Source organism: Bradyrhizobium sp. USDA 241 (assembly GCF_049739505.1).
GTDB lineage: Bacteria > Pseudomonadota > Alphaproteobacteria > Rhizobiales > Xanthobacteraceae > Bradyrhizobium > Bradyrhizobium liaoningense.
The window spans coordinates 1,100,853-1,124,058 of record NZ_JBMGPZ010000005.1 but is presented as its reverse complement, the minus strand read 5'-3'; the positions used below and the strand labels follow the sequence as shown (position 1 = coordinate 1,124,058).

The 23,206-nt window shown below is 57.9% G+C and carries 18 protein-coding genes and 2 pseudogenes; 6 read left to right on the top strand and 14 right to left on the bottom strand.

Going from position 1 to position 23,206, the window contains the following annotated elements:
- Position 1: 1 nt before the first annotated feature.
- Positions 2-664: a WecB/TagA/CpsF family glycosyltransferase gene (locus ABIF91_RS27150; protein WP_424579485.1), complete on the bottom strand. Its 663-nt coding sequence runs from the start codon at positions 662-664 to the stop codon at positions 2-4.
- A 315-nt stretch (positions 665-979) separates the two neighbouring features.
- Here ABIF91_RS27150 and ABIF91_RS27145 point away from each other — a divergent pair, with 315 nt between their 5' ends.
- Positions 980-1,867 (top strand): glycosyltransferase, encoded by an 888-nt coding sequence (locus tag ABIF91_RS27145; protein ID WP_035675537.1) that lies wholly within the window; start codon positions 980-982, stop codon positions 1,865-1,867.
- A gap of 16 nt (positions 1,868-1,883) precedes the next feature.
- Here the strand turns inward: ABIF91_RS27145 and ABIF91_RS27140 are convergent, their stop codons facing one another.
- The 8 genes from ABIF91_RS27140 to rfbC form a co-directional block, all read right to left on the bottom strand.
- A complete protein-coding gene (locus ABIF91_RS27140; RefSeq protein ID WP_028178864.1) occupies positions 1,884-3,056 on the bottom strand; it encodes a hypothetical protein in 1,173 nt (390 codons plus the stop codon).
- A gap of 24 nt (positions 3,057-3,080) precedes the next feature.
- A complete protein-coding gene (locus ABIF91_RS27135) occupies positions 3,081-4,397 on the bottom strand; it encodes an HlyD family type I secretion periplasmic adaptor subunit (RefSeq protein ID WP_028178865.1) in 1,317 nt (438 codons plus the stop codon).
- A gap of 107 nt (positions 4,398-4,504) precedes the next feature.
- Entirely contained in the window at positions 4,505-6,718 is a 2,214-nt protein-coding gene (locus tag ABIF91_RS27130; RefSeq protein WP_244430183.1) for a peptidase domain-containing ABC transporter, read from the bottom strand.
- A complete protein-coding gene (locus ABIF91_RS27125) occupies positions 6,696-7,016 on the bottom strand; it encodes a hypothetical protein (protein ID WP_080659910.1) in 321 nt (106 codons plus the stop codon). Before ABIF91_RS27125 ends, ABIF91_RS27130 begins: the two co-directional genes overlap by 23 nt.
- 289 nt (positions 7,017-7,305) lie before the next feature.
- Positions 7,306-8,193 (bottom strand): glucose-1-phosphate thymidylyltransferase RfbA, encoded by an 888-nt coding sequence (rfbA, locus tag ABIF91_RS27120; protein WP_050995281.1) that lies wholly within the window; start codon positions 8,191-8,193, stop codon positions 7,306-7,308.
- On the bottom strand, positions 8,102-9,079 hold the full coding sequence (gene rfbD, locus ABIF91_RS27115) for a dTDP-4-dehydrorhamnose reductase (RefSeq protein ID WP_035675552.1): 978 nt from the start codon (positions 9,077-9,079) through the stop codon (positions 8,102-8,104). The genes rfbA and rfbD overlap by 92 nt, the downstream gene beginning before the upstream one ends.
- Before the next feature lie 10 nt (positions 9,080-9,089).
- The gene (rfbB, locus tag ABIF91_RS27110) at positions 9,090-10,148 is read right to left on the bottom strand and encodes a dTDP-glucose 4,6-dehydratase (protein ID WP_028178869.1); all 1,059 of its coding nucleotides are present in this window, start codon (positions 10,146-10,148) and stop codon (positions 9,090-9,092) included.
- Positions 10,149-10,718 carry a dTDP-4-dehydrorhamnose 3,5-epimerase gene (rfbC, locus tag ABIF91_RS27105; protein ID WP_424579484.1) on the bottom strand — a complete coding sequence of 190 codons (570 nt, stop codon included), beginning with the start codon at positions 10,716-10,718 and terminating at the stop codon, positions 10,149-10,151.
- Positions 10,719-11,037: 319 nt separating this feature from the next.
- Between rfbC and ABIF91_RS27100 the strand changes: the two genes are divergently transcribed.
- From ABIF91_RS27100 to ABIF91_RS27090, 3 genes are all read left to right on the top strand, one after another.
- Positions 11,038-13,371 carry an AAA family ATPase gene (locus tag ABIF91_RS27100; RefSeq protein ID WP_424579824.1) on the top strand — a complete coding sequence of 778 codons (2,334 nt, stop codon included), beginning with the start codon at positions 11,038-11,040 and terminating at the stop codon, positions 13,369-13,371.
- An 81-nt stretch (positions 13,372-13,452) separates the two neighbouring features.
- The gene (locus ABIF91_RS27095; RefSeq protein WP_424579483.1) at positions 13,453-15,441 is read left to right on the top strand and encodes a hypothetical protein; all 1,989 of its coding nucleotides are present in this window, start codon (positions 13,453-13,455) and stop codon (positions 15,439-15,441) included.
- A gap of 146 nt (positions 15,442-15,587) precedes the next feature.
- Positions 15,588-17,057, top strand: coding sequence for an exopolysaccharide biosynthesis polyprenyl glycosylphosphotransferase (locus ABIF91_RS27090; RefSeq protein WP_284282686.1), 1,470 nt, complete (start codon positions 15,588-15,590; stop codon positions 17,055-17,057).
- A 67-nt stretch (positions 17,058-17,124) separates the two neighbouring features.
- Here ABIF91_RS27090 and ABIF91_RS27085 read toward each other — a convergent pair.
- Positions 17,125-17,492 (bottom strand): annotated as a pseudogene (locus ABIF91_RS27085) (H-NS family nucleoid-associated regulatory protein).
- 671 nt (positions 17,493-18,163) lie between these two features.
- Here ABIF91_RS27085 and ABIF91_RS27080 point away from each other — a divergent pair.
- Complete coding sequence (locus ABIF91_RS27080; RefSeq protein WP_424579823.1) at positions 18,164-18,553, top strand: H-NS family nucleoid-associated regulatory protein; 390 nt, start codon at positions 18,164-18,166, stop codon at positions 18,551-18,553.
- A 62-nt stretch (positions 18,554-18,615) separates the two neighbouring features.
- Here the strand turns inward: ABIF91_RS27080 and ABIF91_RS27075 are convergent, their stop codons facing one another.
- From ABIF91_RS27075 to ABIF91_RS27060, 4 genes are all read right to left on the bottom strand, one after another.
- Positions 18,616-19,608: a nucleotidyltransferase family protein gene (locus ABIF91_RS27075; RefSeq protein WP_244430185.1), complete on the bottom strand. Its 993-nt coding sequence runs from the start codon at positions 19,606-19,608 to the stop codon at positions 18,616-18,618.
- Positions 19,609-19,669: 61 nt separating this feature from the next.
- Positions 19,670-20,797, bottom strand: a complete 1,128-nt coding sequence (locus tag ABIF91_RS27070; RefSeq protein ID WP_244430186.1) for a PqqD family peptide modification chaperone — start codon at positions 20,795-20,797, stop codon at positions 19,670-19,672.
- A gap of 186 nt (positions 20,798-20,983) precedes the next feature.
- A complete protein-coding gene (locus tag ABIF91_RS27065; protein ID WP_080659911.1) occupies positions 20,984-21,226 on the bottom strand; it encodes a hypothetical protein in 243 nt (80 codons plus the stop codon).
- A gap of 248 nt (positions 21,227-21,474) precedes the next feature.
- A protein-coding gene (locus tag ABIF91_RS27060) for an IS3-like element ISRj2 family transposase (RefSeq protein WP_424579822.1) occupies positions 21,475-22,604 on the bottom strand; the annotation gives its coding sequence in 2 pieces (ribosomal slippage) (positions 21,475-22,352 and positions 22,352-22,604; 1,131 coding nt in all).
- Positions 22,605-22,925: 321 nt separating this feature from the next.
- Here ABIF91_RS27060 and ABIF91_RS27055 point away from each other — a divergent pair.
- Positions 22,926-23,144, top strand: a pseudogene (locus ABIF91_RS27055) (DsbA family protein); the annotation flags it as partial.
- Positions 23,145-23,206: the final 62 nt, after the last annotated feature.

Here is a 23,206-nt window from a genome sequence, read left to right as displayed (position 1 = left end):
CTCACCCTCCGATCCGGCTCGGACCCGGCGGCACGGCGCCCGGCGCGTCGAGCGCATGCTGAATCACCTGCCTGATGAGCGCTTGTACCAGGACGCCCGCAAACAGCGTGTTGGTCCTCGCATATCGCCACCACATCCGTCCTGGTTCCTGATAAATGCGGTACAACCATTCGAGGCCGAGCTTCTGAATTCGTGCCGGCGCGCGCTGAACGGTGCCTGCTAGAACGTCGAACGCTCCACCCACCCCCATGATGAAGGGCACGCCGAGATCGTCGCGGTGGGCGGCGAGAAAGCGCTCCTTCCGAGGCGTCGGCATGCCGATGAAAAGGCAGTCGGCCCCGCTGGATTGGATATCGCGGACGACGTCGCCCTCCTCCTCCCGCTTGAAATATCCGTCGCGCCAGCCGGCGAAGGCGAGTGAAGGATGCCTCTCGCATGCTGCCTGCAGGGCCTGGTGCAAAACGGCGGGAGTGGCGCCCAGAAAATAAGGTTTGAAGCCTTCCTGCGCACATATCGCGAGCAACTCCGCAAGAAGATCGACGCCTGCCACCCGCGATGCCGCGGGAAGTCCCAGAGCTCGGGCGCCCCAAAGGATTCCCATGCCATCGATGCCAACGATATCGCTGTTGGCAACGTCCGTTGCGAGCACCGGGTCGGATCGCATGTTGACGAATTTAGCGACGTTAAGCGCCCACGTGTTGCAGCCGCTTCCGGCTCCGCATCGCTCCCCGCGCCAAGTCAACTGTCTCGGCCATCGTCAGCAGGTCAACGGGGCATCCTAGAAATGAGGCGCGCATCGGAAGCTAACTCCCAGAAAAATCGGATCAAATTTAAAAGTTGGCATTTAACATTATTATTGAGATAATACGCATCCAATATTTAATTGCAAGGTTTAAATCTAGCAGAACACCGCCGCGCCCCAGGACAAACGAGGCCGGCGCCGGGCGACCACAGCGGAATTAAATAGAGGGCTTAATTAATGATCTCCGTCATTATCCCCCACCTCAACCAGCCTCACGCGCTTGAGGCCTGCCTGCGCAGCCTGGACACGCAGACCCTGGGTCGGGACGCGTTCGAGATCATCGTGGTGGACAACGGCTCGGCGACGCCCCCGGTGGACGTCGTAGCCGATCATCCTGGTGTACGACTGCAGTACGAACCGCGTTCGGGCCCTGGCCCGGCGCGAAATGCAGGCGTTGCTGCCGCCAAGGGCGATATTCTCGCGTTCATCGACGCTGATTGTAGAGCTCATCCGGATTGGCTGAGCAGCGTGCTGAAATGGTCTTCCTTATCACCAGCTGGCACGGTTCTCGGGGGCGACGTCCGTATCTGGCGGCCGGAAAATGCGGAGCTCGACGCCATCGCCGCTTATGAGAGCGTCTTCGCTTATCGCTTCAAGCTCTATATCGAGCGGCATGGCTATTCCGGTACCGGCAACATGGCGGCGCTTCGGCGTGACTTCGATCGCGTCGGCCCTTTTGCAGGCATCAATGTCGCCGAAGATATGGAATGGGGGCAGCGTGCGCTCCGCGCGGGACTTCGATTTCGCTACATCCCTGAAATGATCGTCTTCCATCCGGCCCGGAGCTCGCTCCAAGAGCTTTACGCAAAATGGGACCGGCATATCGCGCACTATCGAAACATGGCGGAAGGGAAGCCGATTTGGCAATTGCGCTGGATCATGCAAGCGTTGCTCGTCTTCGCATCCCTCGCGCCAAACGCCGTGACCGTACTCACCAGCGATCGCCTGCATGGTAGCAGCATCCGCCTGAAAGCTATCGCCGTACTGTGTGCGGTCCGAGCACATCGCGCCATGACGATGCTCTCGCACTTGCGAGGCCGGCGAGCGGTCGCCTGGAATCGTTAGCGAAGGAGCGACGCTGTCAGGCGTCGCCGAAGGCACAATTGTGCGTCAGCTCCGGCAAGTCAGTGCGCCGGCCGAACGACCACAGGATCCAACCTAGCTCGTAGCTGCGGCACTCGAGCCTGACTTCAACGTCAGCACTGTCGATCAGCCGTGCCTGGCTGCCGGTCCAGGCGTTCCTGACTGCGCGCAATATCCGGGGCGCCTTTGTCGTCAATTCACCCCGGCGAACCTGCGAGCGGATGGTCAAGCTCAGCTCAGGCACGAGCATGGTCCGGCCAAGCTGGTTATGGCCAAGTGCCCAGTTGAAGCCCTTGACCAGAGCCTCCCGTGCCCCGCGCTGCCCAAAACGCTCGGCCCATTCCAGCAATGCCGGGGCCATACCATACTGATGGACCGAATAGACTTCGTAGAAATCGAGGACGCGGCCGATCTGCGCGTCGAAAAACCAGGGCCATTCGCCTTGCGGGCCTTGAAGCGCAATCAGACTGCGCACACAGTTATCGGCCATGACGAGCGCGGACGCATCGCCGGCGAATTCGCCATACTGATAGCAGGCGATTGAGAGATATGTCTGCGTGGCAAAGGACGAGAAGCGCCGCCGAACGCCAAACGGCGCATCGAAGAACAATCCCGATTCGCTATGGAAGCATTCCTTCAAGAAACGATAAAGCGGCCCGGCGTAGCACCACCATTCGTTCTCGCCGGCCCTTGCCTGGGCGACCACCCCCGTGAGCAACATGCCAAGATCCTGGGCACGGAAGCTCTTCCACCGGGATTCATCGGCAAGAAGGGCCTTCAGCTCGCGTTTGACCGGCTCCGGTATCTCGAGGCCGAGCTGGGCACCGCTCCATAGCGCCATACCGAACGCATATTTGCGCACCGGAAGCTTTGTCAGTTGCAGAACGTTGCGATGGAATACTTCGGGCAAGTCAATGCCATCCGGCACTTCGCAGATGCGCGACATCCCGAGCAGAACATTGAGGGTATAAAATACGTCGCTGTTTGGTACCGACTCGTTGGGCGAAGAACGTCCGTCGAGATGGTAAATATGCGACCACCGGCGGTGCTCAGATAGCCAGCAACGTTCAAGCCCGTTGAGCGCATAGTTCACCAGTGGCGAGTTTTCCGACAGTTTACTCGCCGCCGTCGGCACCACCAGCTTTACCCCACAATTCGGACTAATGATCATGATCAATCGCCATCCTGAGCCAAGTTAGTATTCACGGATGCTTTCGTCCAATCCGCGCAGCAATGGATAGAGGAAATAGGAAATCACAGTGCGCTTTCCGACCTTCAGTTCGGCCGTCACTGCCATGCCCGGAATCAGTTGAATGCGTTCAGCCGGCTGCCGAAGGTGCGTGTCCGACAAATCGACCAGTACGCGGTAATAGGGAGCTGGCGCGCGGCGCGCACCTTCGGCCTTCGTATCCGGCGAGAACGTATCCTGACTGATGACGCGGACTTCCCCCGTTGCAGTTCCATACTTCTGGAAAGGAAACGCTTCAAACTTGATACGGACTGCCTGCCCCAGCGCGACCTGCCCGATATCCCGGCCCTCGACGTTAACTTCCGCCTGAAGCGGCACGTCACGAGGAACCAGGACAAATAGCGTTTCTGCTTCGCGAACCACCGAGCCGACCGTTCTGCTTGCGATGTCGAGCACCACCGCATCTGCCGGCGCCTGAAGAACGATCAGCTGTCGACGAAGTTCGGCCTTCTTCAATTCCTCTGCCGCACTATTGCGCTTCGGCAACGTCTCCACCAGCTCCTGATACGTGGTGCGACGAAATTCCTCGGCAAAGACCTTCTGGTCTGCACGGGCCTTCTCCAGCCGATGCGTCGTATCGGCGATACTCCCGCGAACACGCGCCAGGTTGCTCTCAACGTCGAGCCGTGCATCACGCGAAAGCAAAAAGTTCAACCTCGAACCGACCTCCTTGTCCATCAAGGTGGTGCGCATGGCCTCAATCGAGCGCATCGTATCGAGCCGCTGAAGGAGTACCCCCTCCTCGTCCTGCGCCGTCTTCAGATTGGCCCGAGCCGACGCGATCTGGGCGTCGTAGTTCTGGATTTGCGCCTCATAGGCGGCTTTCCTCTGCAAGAACAACTTTCCCTGGAGGATCTGATCTGCATTGGTGAGGTCCTTGACTGTATACTCGGCCCCGTTCAGTTCGGCGCCCAGGCGATCGATCGACGCATCGAACCCAGCCACTCTGCCGCGCAATTGGTCGAAATCCGCCTGTGAAAAAGTCGGATCGAGGGTCGCCAGAAGGTCGCCACGGTTGACGCGATCACCGGCCTTGACGTGGATCTCGCGTATGACCGACGTTTCTAGAGGCTGCACAACCAGGTTGGGACGTGTCGTCGTCAATTTCCCCTGTGCTGTGACGATCATCTCGACTTGCGAAACGGACGCCCAGGTGACCGCGAAGGCAATCAGTGCAAATAAACCGTAGAGGGTGATCCGAGCGAGCCGCGGGGGCGCTTGCTGCTCGACCTCGGTTGCATCCGATTGAAACTCGGCGACCACTGGCATTCGCCTAGGCGCCGGCCTGAATGGCTTTTTCCGTCGCTCGACCGATCTGGCGGGGGCCAGACCATCCGGCTTGCCATCCGTGCGTGTTTGCGTCGTCTCCTTCATGCGATCTGCTTCATCTGTTGATTCCACAAGTGCCTGTAGATGGTGCATTTCGACAGGAGGTGATCGTGGCGATCCACGTCGACGATCCGGCCGCGGTCCATCACCAGGATCTGGCTCGCTTCGGTCAGCATCGACAGCCGATGCGAGACGATGATGACGGTGCGCCCCGCCGCCAAACGACGGAGATTGCGCCTGATGATCATCTCGCTTTCGGAATCAAGTGCACTCGTCGCTTCGTCGAAGATCAAGATCCGTGGATTGACGATCAGCGCTCTCGCTATCGCGAGCCGCTGCTTCTGCCCGCCGGACAGGTTCGAGGCGTCTTCCTCGAGCTGGGTGTCGAAGCCGCGCGGCAACCGCTCGATGAACTCGTCAGCACCGGCGAGCTGGGCCGCAGCGACGACCTCGGCAAAGGTCGCATCACGTTTCACACAAGCGATATTGTCGCGGACCGTTCCACGGAACAGGAAATTATCTTGCAGCACAATACCGAGGTTTCGGCGCAGATGTGCCAGATCGAGCTCCCTCGCATCATACCCGTCGATACGCAAGAGTCCCTGCTGCACGGGATACATACCCGACATCAGCCGTGTGAGCGTCGTTTTGCCAGAGCCGCTCCGGCCGACGATCCCGAAGATCGAACCCGGCTCGACGGTGAAAGAGACATCTTCGAGCGCCGGCGCCCCTTCAGCTCCATAACGAAAAGAAACACTCTCGAACTCGATTTTCCCGGCGAAGTCAGGCCGCAGCCCATCTTTCTTACCATCACGCTCTGGTGTTTGATTCATGACCTCGCCAAGCATCTTCACGGCGAGAGCAACTTCCTGGTACTCGTGCACCATGGTCACGAGTTGAACCAATGGGCCGGAGACCCTCCCGGCCAACATATTGAAGGCGACCAACGCTCCGATCGTCATTTCGCCAGCGAAGACATCGAGTGCTCCGAGCGCTATGATCCCAAGCGTCATGAGTTTTTCGAGAAATCCGGTGAGCGCCTGGGCGCCTGCGGAAATCTTCTCGACACCAAAGCGCATGGCCACGGACTGCGCGCAGCGGTTATCCCAAACCCCGCCCTGCACGGGCTCCATTCCAAGCGACTTCACGGTGCGCATACCATGAACTGTTTCGACGAGCAGAGCCTGCCGCGCGCCTTCCGCTTGGTAAAGATCGTAAAGACGTCGCCGGAAAGGCCCCATCAGCAGGCCGACGACAGCACCGCTGGCGGCGGTGAACGCGAGAACCATCAGCGTCAGCTTGACGCTGTAGAGTGCAAGGACCGGCAAGAAGACAAAAAGCGAGAGCGCGTCGAGGCTCGTCAGGAATAGTCGCCCGGTCAAAAATTCTCGGATGCGGGCCGCTTGCTGCATGTGCTTGACCAGCACCCCCGCGGCCATGTGCTCGAAGAAAGTGACCGGCAGCCCGAGAAGATGCGCGAAGGTCTTCGTGGCAACTCGAATATCGACCTTGTTCGTCGCATAGAGCAGCAGGTAGCGCCGCAGAAAACCGAATATTGCGTCAAAGACGAGCGCTACGGCCGCTCCTGCCGCAAGTACGTACAGCGTGGTGAAGCTCTCATGAACCAGAACCTTGTCGATGACGAGTTGGAAGAAGATCGGAATAACGAGGCCTAAAGCATAGAGCAGGACGGCGGCAATCGCGACATCCCTGAACAGTCGCCATTGACGAAGCAATTCCGGTACGAACCACCGTAGCCCGAAACTCCTCCGATTATCCCGCGCCGACTGCTCGCGCTTGATCAGGATCGCGTCACCGGCCCATTGGGCACAGAATCGGTCCCGGTCGACAACCAGGACCTCGTGCTTGCGGTCGGCCAGCGGATCAAAGACGCAGACGGCATCCGTGCTATCAGCGCCCCGTTCCGTACCTAGAACCACGATCCAGTTGCCATTTGCAAGCCGGAGCAGCGCCGGATAGGCCTGTCCGAGACGTATCAACGCGCTCCAATCAAGCTTAGCGCTTTTCGCGCGCAGGCCTGCGTCCTGCGCCATGCGTAACAGGAGATTCAACGAGGGCGGAGCGGCCACGGCATAGGCATGCTTCAGGCGCTCGACGGGCAGGTCCACGCCATGATGTCCGGAGATCTTGGAGAGGCATTCCAATGCCGTTTGCGCTGCCAGGCCCGGCGCGCTTGCCGCGTGGTCCTTCGCGCCGTCTGCAGCGTCGATCTCAGCGGAAATTTGAAGAGACATTCAAAGACCGTGTGTTAGGCGACAGCGCATCATGCACTCCCGACGTGGCATTGCGCGCCTCTGCTGGCGGAGTCCTACGCACCACACCTGCATCAACTAGTCCCTGCAGTGCCTTTTGCATCACGTCGACCGAATTAGCGAAAGATTCGACCGAAAAGATCAATCGCTGAGAAAACACTCGCTTGGGGGCATTTTTGTCATCACGCTCGGTCGGCGAAAGACTGACCAGATCGACGCGGACGATGGTTCCGCTGACGGTAATTTCCTCAATTCCATCGGTATAAAGTTCGGGGTGCATACACGTCTCCTATCCTGCTAGCTGCGCCCAAGAAAACAACGTCAGCGCCGTCGCCCGTTGGGTTGTAGGTGTTGGTCGGAATAGGCGCTGGTCGGAAACAGCCTGCCCGCGCTGCACGCAAACACACCGTTGCCGCCAGCCGGCGCGCCCCCGGCCCAAGACGCTTGCCTTTTGGTTCAGCATGGCCACGTCAATTAAATAACCTGCTTGTATATATTTTATTATGATTTAAAGAGGCCGTCAAATTTCAAATGCAGATTTAATGCGGCCGCCGGTGTAGATCGAGCATCTATCGCGAAGCAAACTGCGGGAGCGCCGTGATTTCGCTGAGATATCTGCCGTAGCCACTCTTCTCCAGCGGCCGCGCCAGCGCGAGAAGTTGATCCCGATTGATGAAGCCAAGCCTGAAGGCAACCTCTTCGAGACAGGCGATCTTCATTCCCTGCCGCTTCTCCAGGGTCTGCACGAACGTTCCTGCATCGATGAGAGATTCGACCGTGCCGGTGTCCAGCCAGGCAAAACCGCGCCCCATACGCTCAACGTGGAGCGCACTTGCCGAAAGATAACGCATCTGAAGATCGGTAATCTCGAGCTCACCGCGTGATGACGGCTCGACGCGACGAGCGTACCGAACCACGCGATTGTCAAAAAAATACAACCCCGTAATCGCCCAGTTCGAAGCCGGCCGTTTGGGTTTCTCCTCGATCGATACCGGGCGGTCCGCCGCATCAAACGCGACCACGCCATATCGTTCTGGATCTCGCACGTGATAGGCAAAAACCGTTGCACCTTCCTCGCGTCCTGCGGCCCTGGCAAGCAGATCGCTGAGGCCATCCCCGAAGAAAATATTATCCCCAAGCACCATCGCAACACGATCGTTTCCGATGAAATCGGCGCCCACAATGAAGGCGTCTGCGAGACCGGCGGGACGGATTTGCTCCGCGTAACTGAGCCGAATACCCCATTGGCTGCCGTCACCCAGCAACTGCTCGAACTGACACCGGTCTGAGGGCGTGGTGATGATCAGAATTTCACGGATTCCTGCCAACATCAGCGTCGACAGGGGATAATAGATCATTGGTTTGTCATAGATCGGGAGCAACTGCTTGCTGACCACGCGCGTGATCGGATAAAGGCGAGTTCCGCTGCCGCCGGCCAACACAATTCCCTTCAGCATCGGTTTCTCCCAGCTGCTCCAGACAAGCTCTCAGTGCGTGGCGCCAAGGCGCCAATCGAATTCCAAACACGCGCTCCGCTTTGGATGAGTCCAGGCGCGAATTCCGCGGCCGGCGCGCAGGGGTCGGAAACTCCTCGGTCGTGATCGCCTCTAGCGCCGGAATTCTCGCTCCACGACGGGAACGCTCGCAGAAGATTGCCTGTGCAAAGTCGTGCCAGTTCGTCTCACCTTGGCCCGCGAGATGAAAGATGCCGGCCGTGGCCCTGCGATCGTCCATTGCCGATCGTTCTACGATCCGAAGGACGGCTTCTGCGAGGTCGAATGCGCAGGTCGGATTGCCATGTTGGTCGCGAACGACCCTCACAATCTGCTGCGTCTCACACAGCCGCAGCATCGTTCGGACGAAATTGCTGCCATAGGGGCTGTAAAGCCACGAACATCTGATCACGGTCGCGAGGGGGTGCGCTGCCAGTACCGCAGCTTCACCGGCCAGCTTCGACGCGCCGTAGGCGTTCAAGGGTGCGGGAATGTCACTTTCATCGTATGCATCTGGCTTCGAGCCGTCGAACACATAGTCGGTCGAATGATGAATGAGCGGGATATTCATCTGCCATGCGACATCCGCCAGTACCGCCGCACCATCACGGTTGACGCTGAACGCCTTCGCCGTCTCAGACTCGGCCTGGTCGACCGCCGTATAAGCGGCCGCGTTGATGATCGCGGACGGCGCGATTGACGCAATGAGCTTGTCGATCCCCTTGCGGTTCTCCAGGTCTAGTTCCGGGCGCCCGAGAGCCACCACGGGCAGACTGCGCATTGCGGCAAGTTCACGAAGACACATTGCCAACTGACCATTTCGGCCGGCAATGAGGATGGGTCGCACCATCGTCTTCACCTCAGTGTTGGGAGGCCAGGAGACCGAGACGCGAGCCGTTATAGGCGCCGTGGCGGGTCCGCTCCCACCACGCACGATTCTTGAGATACCAGCCGACGGTCTCCGCTAGCCCCTGTTCGAAGGTTCTCGTCGACCTCCAACCGAGCTCACGACGTGCCTTTGACGCATCGATTGCGTAGCGCGCATCATGCCCCGGACGATCCGGCACGAATGTGATGAGAGATCGTCTACTGCCCGTCGCGGGAGACAATCGGTCCAGCACGTCACAGATTTGGGTGACGACCTCCATGTTGGATCGCTCCGCGTCTCCACCGAAATTGTACTTCTCGCCCGGTTTCCCCTCGTACAGCAGTCTTATCAAGCCGGCCGCATGATCATCGACGTGAAGCCAATCGCGGATATTTCTGCCGTTGCCATAAACTGGTAAAGGCTTTCGGTCGATCGCATTGAGGATCGTCAGCGGGATGAGCTTCTCAGGGAACTGGTACGGTCCGTAGTTGTTCGAGCAGTTCGATACGATGACCGGCAAGCCATAGGTTCGGAACCACGCTAGCGCGAGATGGTCCGATGCGGCCTTGCTCGCCGAATACGGCGAGCTCGGTCTGTAAGGCGTGTCCTCCCGAAACAAATCGTCTGGGCCCAACGAGCCGTAGACTTCGTCTGTCGACACATGGACGAAGCGAAATTGCTGTCGCCTCGGAAGCGGCAGACGTTCGTAGTAGGCTTTGGCAGCCTCCAATAGCGTGTAGGTGCCAACTATGTTGGTGTTGACGAATGCTCCGGGTCCATCGATCGAGCGATCGACGTGGCTCTCTGCAGCCAAATGAATGATCGCATCCGGCTCGTAGTCGGCGAACGCAAGATCAATGACTTCGCGATCGCAGATGTCGGACTGCAGGAACTCATATGGCTCCAATCTCTCAAGGCTCGCAAGCGAAGCAAGATTGGCTGCGTATGTCAGTTTGTCGATGTTGATCACCGCGGCGCCGGTCTGCAACACCAGACGACGACACACCGCAGAACCGATAAAGCCTGCTCCGCCAGTCACCAAGATACGCATCTACTCGCCTCCATCAGTTGAACACGCAACCGAGCTGGTTGAGCGTAGGAAGGACTGGTCCTTCGGCGACAACTGAGCCTCTGAGGTTGTCACAGGCCACTCAATCTCTAGCGCTGGATCGGCCCAATAGACGCCGCCGTCATGGCTCGGAGCGTAAACCTGGTCAACCTTGTACAGGACGACGGTATTGGGCTGCAGCGTACAGAAGCCGTGCGCAAACCCCTTCGGAATGAACACCTGCTCGCCGCTTTCACTATCCAGCTGGATGGCGACGTGCTTGCCGAAACTCGACGACGAACGCCGGAGATCCACCGCGATATCGAGAATGGCGCCGCTCAACACCCGTGTCAGCTTGGCCTGCGCGAAAGGCGGACGCTGAAAGTGCAGGCCGCGCACCGTGCCGATGCGCTTCGAACTGGACTGATTATCCTGGACAAAGTCATGAAGGATTCCCTTCTCCGCAAAGGTCGATCGCTGGAAAGTCTCAGAGAAGTAACCGCGGGCGTCGGAAATCCGATCTGGGCGAATTACTTTGACATCCGGGATCGCCAAGGACCGCAATTCCAGCATTATGTATTCTCCTGTCCGCCAAGACGCGGATCGGGTCTCGATGAAGCGGTTCGCAAGAATTAAACCCCGCCCCCACCCGTCACGAATATCAGAATTATTTTTGAGAAAGCAAAAAGGCACCTTAAGTCAATGGAAAAACTGCCATAATATCAGTAATTCCAGATCGTCAGCTTCATAATCATTTTAGATCTTGCCCGCATTAATATACGATTTATTTAATTTGGCAATATGTTTTTTATAATGTATATAATGACGCACCCCCGCCAGTCACCTTGAATGCGGTCTGCGGGCGGGCGGCCGCAATGTCGATGGGTACGTGATGCTTCAGAACAATCTTCAACACACGGATAGACTACGGCTGCCGGTGAATCTGGCTCAGCCCGCCCAGGCGGGCGGCGGAGGGATCAGCGAGCTCATCAGTTTCGCTATCGGCCTCCTACGACGCCAGTATCTTGTAATCCTGGTCACTGCTGCACTTGCCGCTGCTGCCAGCCTGATCTACCTCCGGGTGGTGCCTCCAACCTATACGGCGCAGGTTCAGATCTTACTGGCCAACCCAAGGCCTCAGTTCGTTCAGCAGCAATCGATCCTCGCGGAACCGGCCTTCGATCTCAATCAGATCGAGACGCAGCTTCAACTCCTGAGATCAAAGGCTATTGCCGTCGAGGTAATCGATCAGCTTAAACTGGCAGACGATTCGGACTTCAACGCATCGGGTCTATCTCTACAGTCGATTTGGCAACGGATTTGGTCATGGGGCAAGACTGGATCGAAAAAGGATGGGCCGTCAGGCACCCTGCGCGAACCATCAGATGCCATCGTAGACGCATTTCTCAGCCGGCTTTCAGCGGGACGAGTCGGACACAGCAACATCATCGATATCAGCTTCAGCTCGAGCAGCGCTGTCCGCGCCGCGGAGATTGTCAACGCGGTCGCCAATACTTACGTGCTCGACCAGCTCAACGCAAGATTCGACGCCAATCGCAGGGCAACCGGCTGGTTGCAGGAGCGGCTGCAGGAGCTGGGCGACCAAGCCCTCACTGCACAACGCGCAGTTGATATCTACAAGGCCCAGAACAATATCGTTTCTTTGGATGGAAAACCAATCACTGAGCAGCAGATCACGGAGATCAACAACCGATTGGCCGCCGCACGTACCCAGACGTCTGAGGCGACCGCCAAGTTAGCTCGCTATGAAGCACTTCTTGCCTCCGATCCGAAGAAATCATCCTCGATGGTCGATTTGGATGCTATCGGCAGCGATGGACTGAACAGTCCGATCATCACGGCTCTGCGCCAGCAATATCTCGAGCTCAGCCGACGTGAGGCCGAGTTGACGGCCAGGGTCGGTCGCGACCACTTGGCAGTCGTCAATATCCGCAACCGGATTCGGGAGTTTCGTGTCTCCATTTTCGACGAAGTTCGGCGACTTGCCGAAGTCAGCCGAAGCGAATTCGAACTGGCCAAGCAGCGCCAGGACGAAATTGAGAAGCAGCTGTCCAAAGCCGTTTCCCAGTCCCGTTCGATCAATTCTGCTGAGCTAACCATCAAGGACCTGGAAAGCCGGGCAAAGGGCCTACGTAGCTTGCATGAGACCTTCCTGCAGCGCTACATGGGCTCCGCGCAGCAGGAGACATTTCCCGTCTCAGAATCCCGCGTCCTTTTCCCGGCTTCGCCGCCACCGACCAAGAGCAAGCCGAAAACAAGACTGGTGCTGGCGTTCGGCATATTCGGAGGTCTCGCGATCGGCATCGGCCTGGCGCTCCTCAGAAACCTTATGGACCGCGTCTTTCGTACTTCTTCTCAAGTGGAAGCCGTATTGGAATTGCCTTGCCTATCTATGGTCCCGCTGTTACCGGCTCAGAAATCTCCGAAGCCGCCAGTTCGACCACAGGCATCCGATGATCAAGTTCAGCAGCGAATAGTTTCATCACCAACCGCGATCCATCGGACCGTGGTCGGGATGCCTCTTTCGCGATATACCGAGGCGGTTCGTTCCATCAAGCTGGCCATCGATCACAATCCGGCGAAAATCTCCTCGCAGGTTGTCGGCATCACCTCGGCCTTACCCAACGAGGGAAAGACCACAATTGCGGCGTCCCTTGCGCAACTGATCGGACACGCTGGCAAGAGGGTCATCATCGTTGATTGCGACCTCAGGAATCCCTCGCTGTCCTCCATCTTGGCACCCAAAGCGGCCTGCGGAATCATCGAAGTTGCAAACGGCAGCCGGTCACTCGCCGATGCAATCTGGCGGGATCCGACGACCAATCTTGCGTTTCTGCCCGCCGTGCGACGGGGACCCTTGCTTCACACCAGCGAAATTCTCTGCGCCGACGCAATAAGCAAGCTGTTCGACCTTTTACGCAACGACTATGACTACGTCATCGTCGACCTTCCACCCCTGACTCCGCTGGTCGATGTGCGAGCCACTTCATCTCTTATAGATTGCTATATCCTGGTCATTGAATGGGGCCGAACCAAAATCGATGTCGTGCAGCACGCACTGCACACAGCGCCAAACATCCACGAATCTCTGATCGGCGCAGTTCTCAGCAAGACGGATACCAAGGCAATGGCTCGATATGATGGTCATCGGAGCTACTACTATCATGACAGCCACTACATCCGATACGGTCTTTCTGGCTCTTGAGGCTGTCTCCTTCCGACGAAGCGGATCAGCGGAGTGGCCGCACCACACAATGGTGTCTAGATGATGATTATCCGGCTAGTCATGTTGGCCGAATTGATGGCGATTGCCGCGGCGTTCGCAATGCCGGAAGACTTGCGAAGCTGCGTGTTGGCAGCCTTCATATTTGCAACGGCAGCGCAGATCGTGGCGATTTTTCCGCCGCCCGCCTCCCTCGGGTTCGCCAAGCTACTCCGGCCAGGCCTCGTCGCTGTGCTTGCGACGCCGGCGCTTTCTATGGCTCTACAGATAGTGCCGATGCCGATGGGCACACTCGGCAACCCCATCTGGGCAACTGCATCGACGGCCTTGAACGAGCCCCTCGCCGAAACAATCACGGTCGATACTGGGGCGACCATGTTCTCGCTCGCGCAGTACTGCGCCGTGCTCGCCGCTGCTCTCGTCACTGCCAGTATCACGCTTGACCGAACTCGCGCAGCGCAAGTCCTGCATCTTCTGCTGTCGGTGACCACGATTTCTACAGCTATGTGGTTCGGCAGGGAAACGACCGGTGCCGCTGGCTCCGATGGTTCAACCGTCGCAGTGCTCGGCGTCCTGCTGTCCTGCGCGGCGGCGATACGCGCGGCCGATCAGTTACGGAGGCACAGTCGGCCAGGGGCAATTGCGCCAGCACCGCTCCCCACTCTGTGCGTCGCGATCATTACCATGATTGTCTGCGTGGTCGCCCTGCTTATTCGGACCAACTTGGCAGCTGTCGTTGCCGCCTTCCTCGGATCGGGCCTGTTGCTCTCGGTGTTCGCTATTCGCAGGTGGTTCTTGGGCTTGTGGGGTACCGCTGGCGTTCTCGCCACTGCCGTGATCATCTTCGTTGCCACTCTAACCGTCATTCCGCTCCGAACGAACACCGATCCGACGATTGCGTTGTCGGCGAGCAGCCAAATCGCAACCGAGCGGATGCTGCAGGATGTTCGCCCGGCGGGATCCGGGGCGGGTGCGTCGGCGGTCCTTTTGCCGATCTACCGGGATGTTGGGGTCGGCGTCTCGCGAGAGAGGCCAACGGCTGCCGCCGCGATCGTTATAGACATGGGCTGGGTCTTTCTTTGCGGTGTCCTAGTTGTTGCAGTGCTGGGCGCAGTTGTTCTGATCAGGCGTTCTTTGTCGCGAGCCCATGATTACGTATATCCGGCCTTGGGTGCCGCAGCTTCAATTGCGCTGATCATACTCGCCTTTGCAGACCATGGAGTTCTGGGTTTAGGCGCGTCGCTTTCGGCCGCCGTGCTTTTCGGACTTGCGTTTGGTCAAAGCATTCCCGGCGCAGGGCGCGATGCCCTATCTTTGGAATCGAAGGAGGCGCTCGACCGAGCTGCCGGCCCATTTACGGCCTCTTACCCAAGGTTCGCGTCAGCCCTTGTCGCCGCTTGGCCCCGCGTTACCCTGATGGTGCTAGGGATCACACTGGCCGTGCAGGCACTGTGGATGGTCTTCCCTGAGTGGTATCTCGGTGGCCGATCCTCCTCATCGACGGTTGTGTCGACCGCAACACCCTGGCCGGAAGGGATATCGAAGCCGGCTTCGATCGCAGCAGCGCGTGAAGACTTTTGGATCCGTGGAGGATCAAAATCCAGCGTGAATCCGGCCTCTGAAGAGCAAGAGACAGCTCCCGCCGTACCTTCGAATACGCTTGCTCGCGCATTGCGCTCCTCGCCGCTCCGCGGCGACATTTGGCTCATGCTCGCCGCGGCGTCCAAGCACAGTTCGCTCCAGCATGGCACGGCAGCGATGCTCAAGATGTCGTACTATACTGCGCCCAATGATTTGGATCTGCTACCGTTACGCTTATCCGTCGCACTCGCCACAGATGGCGTGGTACGGGAGCCCGAATTTCGCGACTTGATCAAGCGGGACGTGAAGCTGGCCGTTTCACATCAACCAGCCCTCAGGCCGGCGCTTGTCAGCGCGTACCGGTCAGCCTCGCCCGACGGCAAGAACTATCTCGAGAGTCTGATTTCCGAGCAGGATCCGACGTACCTCGACCAAGTGGGTGCGCGCAATTTCCGACAGGGATCTCGGTAAAACTGGCGCCGGCACCTCATGGTTCGACACAATGGTGGATCGGCGACAACAGCCATGGCAAATTATCTGCCGGAGGCTCAATTTTTATGCTTGATAATTCCAGTTAATTAATAATAAATTACATATTAAATTGCAGGGCACGCGCGATGAATTTCGTAAACCGACATTTCCCCGATCGTGAACTTGCCGATCGTATCGGCCCGCTACTGCCAGCAGCCCGCCAGCACAAGTGGCCTCTTCGCTATGACGCGGTCGAACACGTCGCGGTCTGTGCGGACATTGCGACCATCCTGGTCGGTGGCGTCGTTTCTACATTCCTGTTCCAAGCCCGCAATGGGCGAGCCGCAGCCGAACTCAGTGACATGATTGGCCTGGCGCTGCTAACCGCAGCTTGTCTCGTTTGCCTGCTGAAGACCCAAGGTCTTTATCGACCAGTTGAGCTCCTCGTCCTCCGGAACCAGATCAGCGCGGTATGTATGGCCTGGGCGTCTTTGCTGATCTTCCTTTGGGCCGTGTCTGGATTAGACGTTCGCCCGGGCCCTCCCCTTGAAGCGGCCCTGGTTTTCGGCGTCGTGGCGCTGGGCCTGCTCATGGCCGAGCGGTGGGCGGTCAAGGCGCTGCTCGGAAGGGGCCTGAGCGGCAGAAAATTTGCGAATACGAATATCGTCCTGATTAGCGACCAACCACCGTCGAAGAACGTCGGGTTGTCTGAGACCCTGTCCATGCACGGTTATTGCATCAAGGGCCGGTTCAGCTTGCCTCCGCTTGGCTTGGGTCCCGCCTGTCGAAAGCGGCTCAGAACTCGCGTGATTGACTACATTCGCAATTGCCAGCTGGACCAAGTGGTTGTTGAAGCTGACCCGGAGCGATGGCCCGAATTGCGAGCCTTCGTTGCCGAGCTGCGAGTATTGCCATTCCCGATCATGTTCGTGCCGGTCGGCACGACGTCCGAACTGCTTCGACATCCTACGCGGAGACTCGGAAGTGCCGTTTGCGTGGAACTCCAGCGTGGGCCCCTTACACCACTGCAATGCGCCACCAAGCGGGTGATTGATCTCATTGGCGGAAGCCTCGCCTTAGTGATGCTTGCCCCGCTGCTTGCTCTGGCTGCGATCGCGATCAAACTGGATTCTCCCGGCCCGGTATTCTTTCGGCAGCAACGCTGCGGCTTCAACGGCCGGTCCTTCTTGATCCGTAAATTCCGGACCATGCATGTGCTCGAGGACGGACCGGTGATCCTTCAGGCCAACCACATGGATCAGCGCGTCACCCGCGTCGGCAGATGGTTGCGTCGGACAAGCGTCGATGAACTGCCACAACTGCTGAATGTTCTCGACGGCAGCATGTCGTTGATCGGGCCACGTCCTCACGCCTTGGCTCACGACGGAAAGTTCGACAAGCTCGTACGGAACTACGCCCTCCGCCGCAGGGTCAAGCCAGGATTGACCGGGTGGGCGCAGGTTCATGGCTGCCGCGGCCCCACGCCCACGGCCGTCATGGTCGAAACACGTGTGCAATACGATCTCTGGTACATTGATAACTGGAGCCTGCGGCTTGATCTCGCAATCCTACTGCGAACTCCGCTAGAGGTGCTGCGGGCGCGCAATGCCTACTAGCAGCTCAGTGTATCGGGCTGTTCCGTGAGCCTATCCGAACCATCCGCTCAGGAGACTGCAAATCCGGTCAGGCCCGCTGACGGAGCTTCGATCCCGTGTCCCCTATACGAAACTCCTCAATGCGCTTGCCGGACTTCATGGCGGCAACTAACCACCGCGGCCGCTTGCCACGCCCTGACCACGTCTCGGAAGTCTGGGGGTTACATACTTTGGCAGCACGCGCGGATATTTGCGCCTTGGCTTCCCGGCCTGAGATAGGCCTGACGCACCTGAGTCCGCCAAAGAAGCCGCCCCGCCCCCGAGAGCGGCCAGGCGTTTCTCTAGTTCCTGCTTCTCTGCCTTGATCCGGTCGGACAAGATCCCGCTGATTTCTTCATGCAGCGACCAAAGATCGTCAAGCGACATGGATTCTAATTCGAGTTTCTTTGCCGACATGATTCCACCGTGTAGTTGCGCCCAACTGATAATGTTCCCGCCAACATTAATCAATCCGGAGAGTTCAAAGGTTTACAAAAAAAATACATGGAACCCAGCGGAAACTCGCGCCCACATAACCGCGCCGCGCCTACTAATCAAGCTGGAAAAGCGAACAATCCGCACAATTAACTGTGGATCCGGGTTATCTGCACGCGGGAGGTGCAAAGGGGGTGATATCTCACGCGACATGCTCAGTGACAGTAAAATCAGGCTGGCCGCGCGAACGACCTCCCACGTCGCAGCCTCGACAAGGATGCACTGCGAGTGGAGCCGTCCTTTGGTCGTCGAGACAACGTTATTGTCGGCCGACAATCCCATAGTCGCAAACGAGAGCGAATAACTTCAATATCCCGGAGCGCACGACTTCGGAGCTCAATTTGAGCTCTCAAGGCCTGGATGTCCAACAACGCAGCCGACGGAACGACAAACCGGCTTATTGAATCCTGAAGACGTTCAAGAGGATACTCAATCAAAACAAAATCCTCCGCTTTTGCATATTAATAAAATAATCATCGTAATAGCGATTCAATACAATATAATGATTTTATTGCCGCGTCAATTTCGACTCTGACGCGATTAGGGAGGATGATGGATGAATGATCAGTCCGTCGAGCGGTGACGAGAATGCTATGCGGAGGCAGGATCTCGAAGCCATGAATTTTGAGGAACTTTGGCTCCTGCACGAGGAGCTCACGAAGATTCTCGCTGAAAAAATTACAGCCGAAAAACGGGAACTGGAAAAACGCCTTGCGCAGCTGAACCAGCCGGACCAGTTCGGTGAATCTGAAAGCCGTACGGCCGAAACGGCGACAAGCCAGCCCCAGCCGCGCCGTAAATATCCGAAGGTCTTGCCGAAATACAGCAACCCGCTCCAACCGACCGAGACTTGGTCTGGACGCGGTAAACAGCCTCGCTGGCTAGTCGCCGCCCTTCAATCCGGCCACACGTTGGATGAGTTCAAAATCCGCGAGAACGGCGACTCGCCTGACCGGAATGCTAGTGAGCAAGAACATTCCTAGTTCTACAGCCACTGTGAAGACTCTCCCTTTCATCTTCAAGTCGATGTTGCCGCCGCCTAATCCTAGACCTTCCCCGCGCGAGCTGCGGTGGCCGCCTTCAACAGAAAGTGCAAGGTGCCCGCTTTTGGGATCGACCACAGCCCACGGCGGGCGTTCCGCGCGTGGCCAAGGGACGCGTCTTGCCGGTAATTTCTGAGATCCAGAACGGTCATCGCGAGGAGGGGCACGCGTAAGCTTGGAAAGCGCGCCTGCGTCAACTGGCGAACGAACTGCAGACGCGGAATCAGTCGGGAGCGCAGCGCATGCGGGATCTCGACCCCAAGCAGCTGCGCAAGGGCAACCAGCTGGGTTTCGACGGCGTTCTTCATCAATTCGCCCGAGATATGGGAGCTAAGTTCCTGCCAATCGAGACCTCCAACGGAACTGTTCAGATCGCGTAGTTCGAGCAAATGCCGAAGGTCCAGGTCGCCGAGCCAATAGCCGTAGTCTTGAAATTGATCATGGATGATCAACATGAGCGCCCGGTACATGGGCGTCGGAATTCGAACGCTCCCCCGCCCCAGCGCCGCAGGGACGCAACGGCTCAGCGCAGGGTCGCGGTAGAAGTGAGCAGGGCCTGGAGCCGCCTGTTGCAGATCGATGGTGCCGACATCCATCGATCGGATCAGTTCGACGAACCATCTCCGGCTTTCGCGAGATGACTGAACATGAATGCCATAGCCAATTTCGCGAAGAGCAGCAATTGCTGTTTCAGCTTCATCCGGCATAACCATGATATCCAGATCGGACATCAGCCGAACTCCTCGCCGCTCGCTAGGCGCGGCAGCCAGCGTCGCGGCCCCTTTAAGCAACACGGGCGTGACCCCGCGGCCATTCATCGCAACGACGGCTTCTTCCAATTGCTCCGCCAACCGCTCGTTGCGATGAACATTCCGACGGTAGATCTGGCGAACATACTCGCAGAGGTCCTCAGGTAGCGCCGATGCATATCGATCAACGAAGTCAATAAGCGCGGGCGTCGTCAGGGTCTGGTTCGCGAGCCCGATTACGGACATCCAATCCACGTCGACAGGCGGAGCACCTCGCAGGCACTCACAAAGACTGATCAGCGCCCTACTATGCTTTCCCATCGCACAAATCCACCAACAGCTCCCGAGCTTCTACCGCTTCGCAATAGGTAAGCAGAAATGATCGTGCACCAGAAACAATCCCCTTTAACGCGAAAAAGCCGGTCGTCGACAGCCTTCCATCGGCTGCAAATGCGCCCTCGATGAGCCACTTCATCGAATCGAGTTGATTCAAGGCGGTCAGCTTCGGCGAACCGCTCGCGACCCTGTTCAAGAAAATGATCCAGCTAACGGAAAGGCTCCCGTTGTAGGCATTCGAAACCTGCAAATACCGCACGTGAGCGCCATCGGCTCGGCGATGCGTGACGCCGTCCCAATCGCTGCGCAATGCCGACAGCCACTCCCACGATCCTTCCTTGAGGGTGAGAGCAAATGGGATTCCACAGGCGGTTCCGTCACCCTCAATCAGCACAACATCATCGCCGGAATACTGAAATCCCGCGTCCATCAACTGGAGTGTAAGTGTCGACTTACCGGCTCCCGCTTCGCCGCACAACAGCAAGGCAGCCCCATTCTTCGCAAGAGACGCAGCATGGAGAGCGAAGACCGACCGATCACTTCGGATAAGCCGGTCGGTGAGGTGAGCTTTGATTGTAGGCGCAAGTGCCTCGATTCCGCATCTATGTATGCCCGCGTCAATACCGCCGAAGAGCACATCATCATCCAGCATCATCGCTTCGACCGTGATATCGCCTTGACCGTCCACGTTGTCTGAAGCGCAGAATAGCGAAACCAAGCGCTGCAAGAGGTCGCGGCTTTCGGCCCGGATATTTATACGATGCCGCCCTAAGATCGCCGAGAAGGCGCAATTCGTCGACGTTCGCCGATCGACGTCCAGCAACCCTCGATCGATCCAGGCGCTTATGGCCTGCCGCACGAACTGGCGCGCTACCGGCTCAACAATGTCCAGCGTGCTCAGTTCGTGATACACGGCTGCCAGAGAGGCTCCTTGTGCCAATCTGCACCAGATGAAGCCGCCTACTTGGTCCAGCTGATAGATCTTCTGCCCTGTCGCACTGAACAGCACTGGCTGGCCGTCGAACAGTGCAAAGACTGCATCGACGGCCGGCTTTAGCACCACTTCTGCGGAAGATTTTTCCAGCACAAATTCTACCAAATGAGCAATTGGCCTCGTCCCCGTATCGAGTCAGCGGCGAGCAGATCCTTGCCGTACTATTCGCAGCATCGATCGAAAGAGCAGCCATCTCAGCTTGGAAGTGCTTGAAAGGCGATCTAGGCCTAATGCTCAACGCCGCCATACATCGCTGCCGGCGCCTCGTTCGAACGAAGATGCCGCACCCGATCAGACGGCCAGTTGATTGCTTTCACCCTTTCCAATTGGTGCGATATTCAACATGCCATCATCAGCATTTGGCCACGCAGCCACACGATGGGCATCGAGTAGATACCGGTACACTTCCCGACTCGCGCTCCGCTCCCGTAGAACGCGCTCTTTCTCGCCGATAGTTGCAAGTTCCTCGCGCATTTTCGCCAATTGCCGCGCAGCGGCCCTGGAGTTGTGCATCTTGTAAATTGATTGAGACATCGTTCCCTCCCAACCGGACGAACCCAGAGAAAATAGTTTACGTCATCCGTCCGAATTAACAACGAAAACCGATAATATAAATGAACAAAACTTTTACTCTTTAGAGCTGGCCCCGGTTGTTTGGACAGCGCCCCGCTGGATTTAAGTGGATTCCTGCCGGGTTATGCTGAACGCGGGGCTTTACGGTTTTGTCGTTGCGTCGGGAGGGCGTAGCCCGACCAGAGCGACGACAAAACCGTCGGCGACGGTCATGCGGCCATCACCATAGCTTGCGTGCCGAAGTAAGCCTCGTCGGGCGTGCGCCCGTCAAGGCTCGAGTGAGGGCGTCCCTGATTGTAGAAGGCCAGATACTTGGCAATTGACGCTCGCGCCTCGGACACGCTGTCGTAGGCGCGGAGATATACTTCTTCGTATTTGACCGTGCGCCAGAGCCGCTCGACAAACACGTTGTCGCGCCAGGCGCCCTTGCCGTCCATGCTGATGGCGATCTTCGCGTCCAGCAGCACATCGGTGAACTCGAGGCTGGTGAACTGGCTGCCCTGATCCGTGTTGAAAATCTCGGGCCTGCCGTGCTTCGCCAACGCCTCCTGGACCGCTTCGACGCAGAAGGCCGCCTCCATTGTGATCGAGACGCGATGGGCCAGGACCCGTCGGCTGAACACATCGACGACCGCCGCGAGATAGACGAAGCCACGCCGCATCGGAATGTAGGTGATGTCCATTGTCCACGCATGGTCGGGCCGCTCGATCTTCAATCCGCGCAACAGGTACGGGTAGATCTTGTGACCCGGAGCCGGCTTGCTCGTGTTCGGGCGACGATAGACCGCCTCGATCCCCATGCGCTTCATCAGCGTCGCGATGTGGCGGCGACCGGCGTATACGCCCTCCCGCCGCAGCAACGATCGCAGCATACGCGCTCCCGCGAAGGGATAATCGAGATGCAGCTCATCGAGCCGACGCATCAAGGCAAGGTCCTCGGCCGAAACTGGCCGAGGTTCATAGTAGACCGTGCTGCGAGCCAGCTTCAGGACCTTCGCCTGGCGCACGATAGAAAGATCATGATCGCGGTCGATCATCGCTTTGCGCTCAGCAGGCCCGCCTTGGTGAGCGCGCCGGACAAAAAATCGTTTTCCAACGCCAGCTCGCCGATCTTGGCATGTAACGCCTTCAAATCGACCGGCGTCTCGGCCGATGTCTTGTCATGCCCAAACACGCCGGCGGCGCCTTCCAGGAGCTGGTTTTTCCAGATCGTGATCTGGTTCGGATGAACATCAAACAGTTGCGCCAGCTCCGCCAGTGTCTTGTCGCCTTTGACCGCAGCCAAAGCAACCTTCGCCTTGAATGCCGGAGAATGCGTCCGGCGGCTCTTCTTCGTCATCTTCGCTCCTGATTCGCAGCAAGAATCCTCGCCGCTGTCAGGCAGAAAATCCACTCAAGCTACTGTCCGAATTTGCGGGGCCAGCTCTAAGAGATAGATTTGACGAATATTGAGCGGTTTGCGCCCGACAACGTAACTCCTCCGGACCGGATGTCTGGACTTGAATGGATCGAGGGACGTTTCGGTAATTAGTGACATAAGCGCTATCGCGCTGGAGGAGAAGCGACCCGCGTCAGATCCCCACTTTCATGAAGTGTCGATTACCTGTTCGCCACGCGATGAGGCTTCAATGCGCTGGCAATATCGACTTCGATCCCAGATGACATCTCCCAGGATGCGGTGCTGACGGACATCTGCAAGAACGTGAGTGTCGATCCTGGAGAGTTTTTCCGAGGCATCAATGAAGCGACGGTTAAGGACCAGCTTAGATCAAATACTGACGAGGTAATCGCGCGCGGCGGATTCGGGTCGCCGACTATCTTCATTGACAAAACCGACATGTATTTTGGTAACGATCGTCTGCAGTCCCAATCTTGGTGAGACTAAGCGCCCGTGACTGAGAAGTAAGCATGACAGAATTGTCCGAAGAATTGCGTCAATGC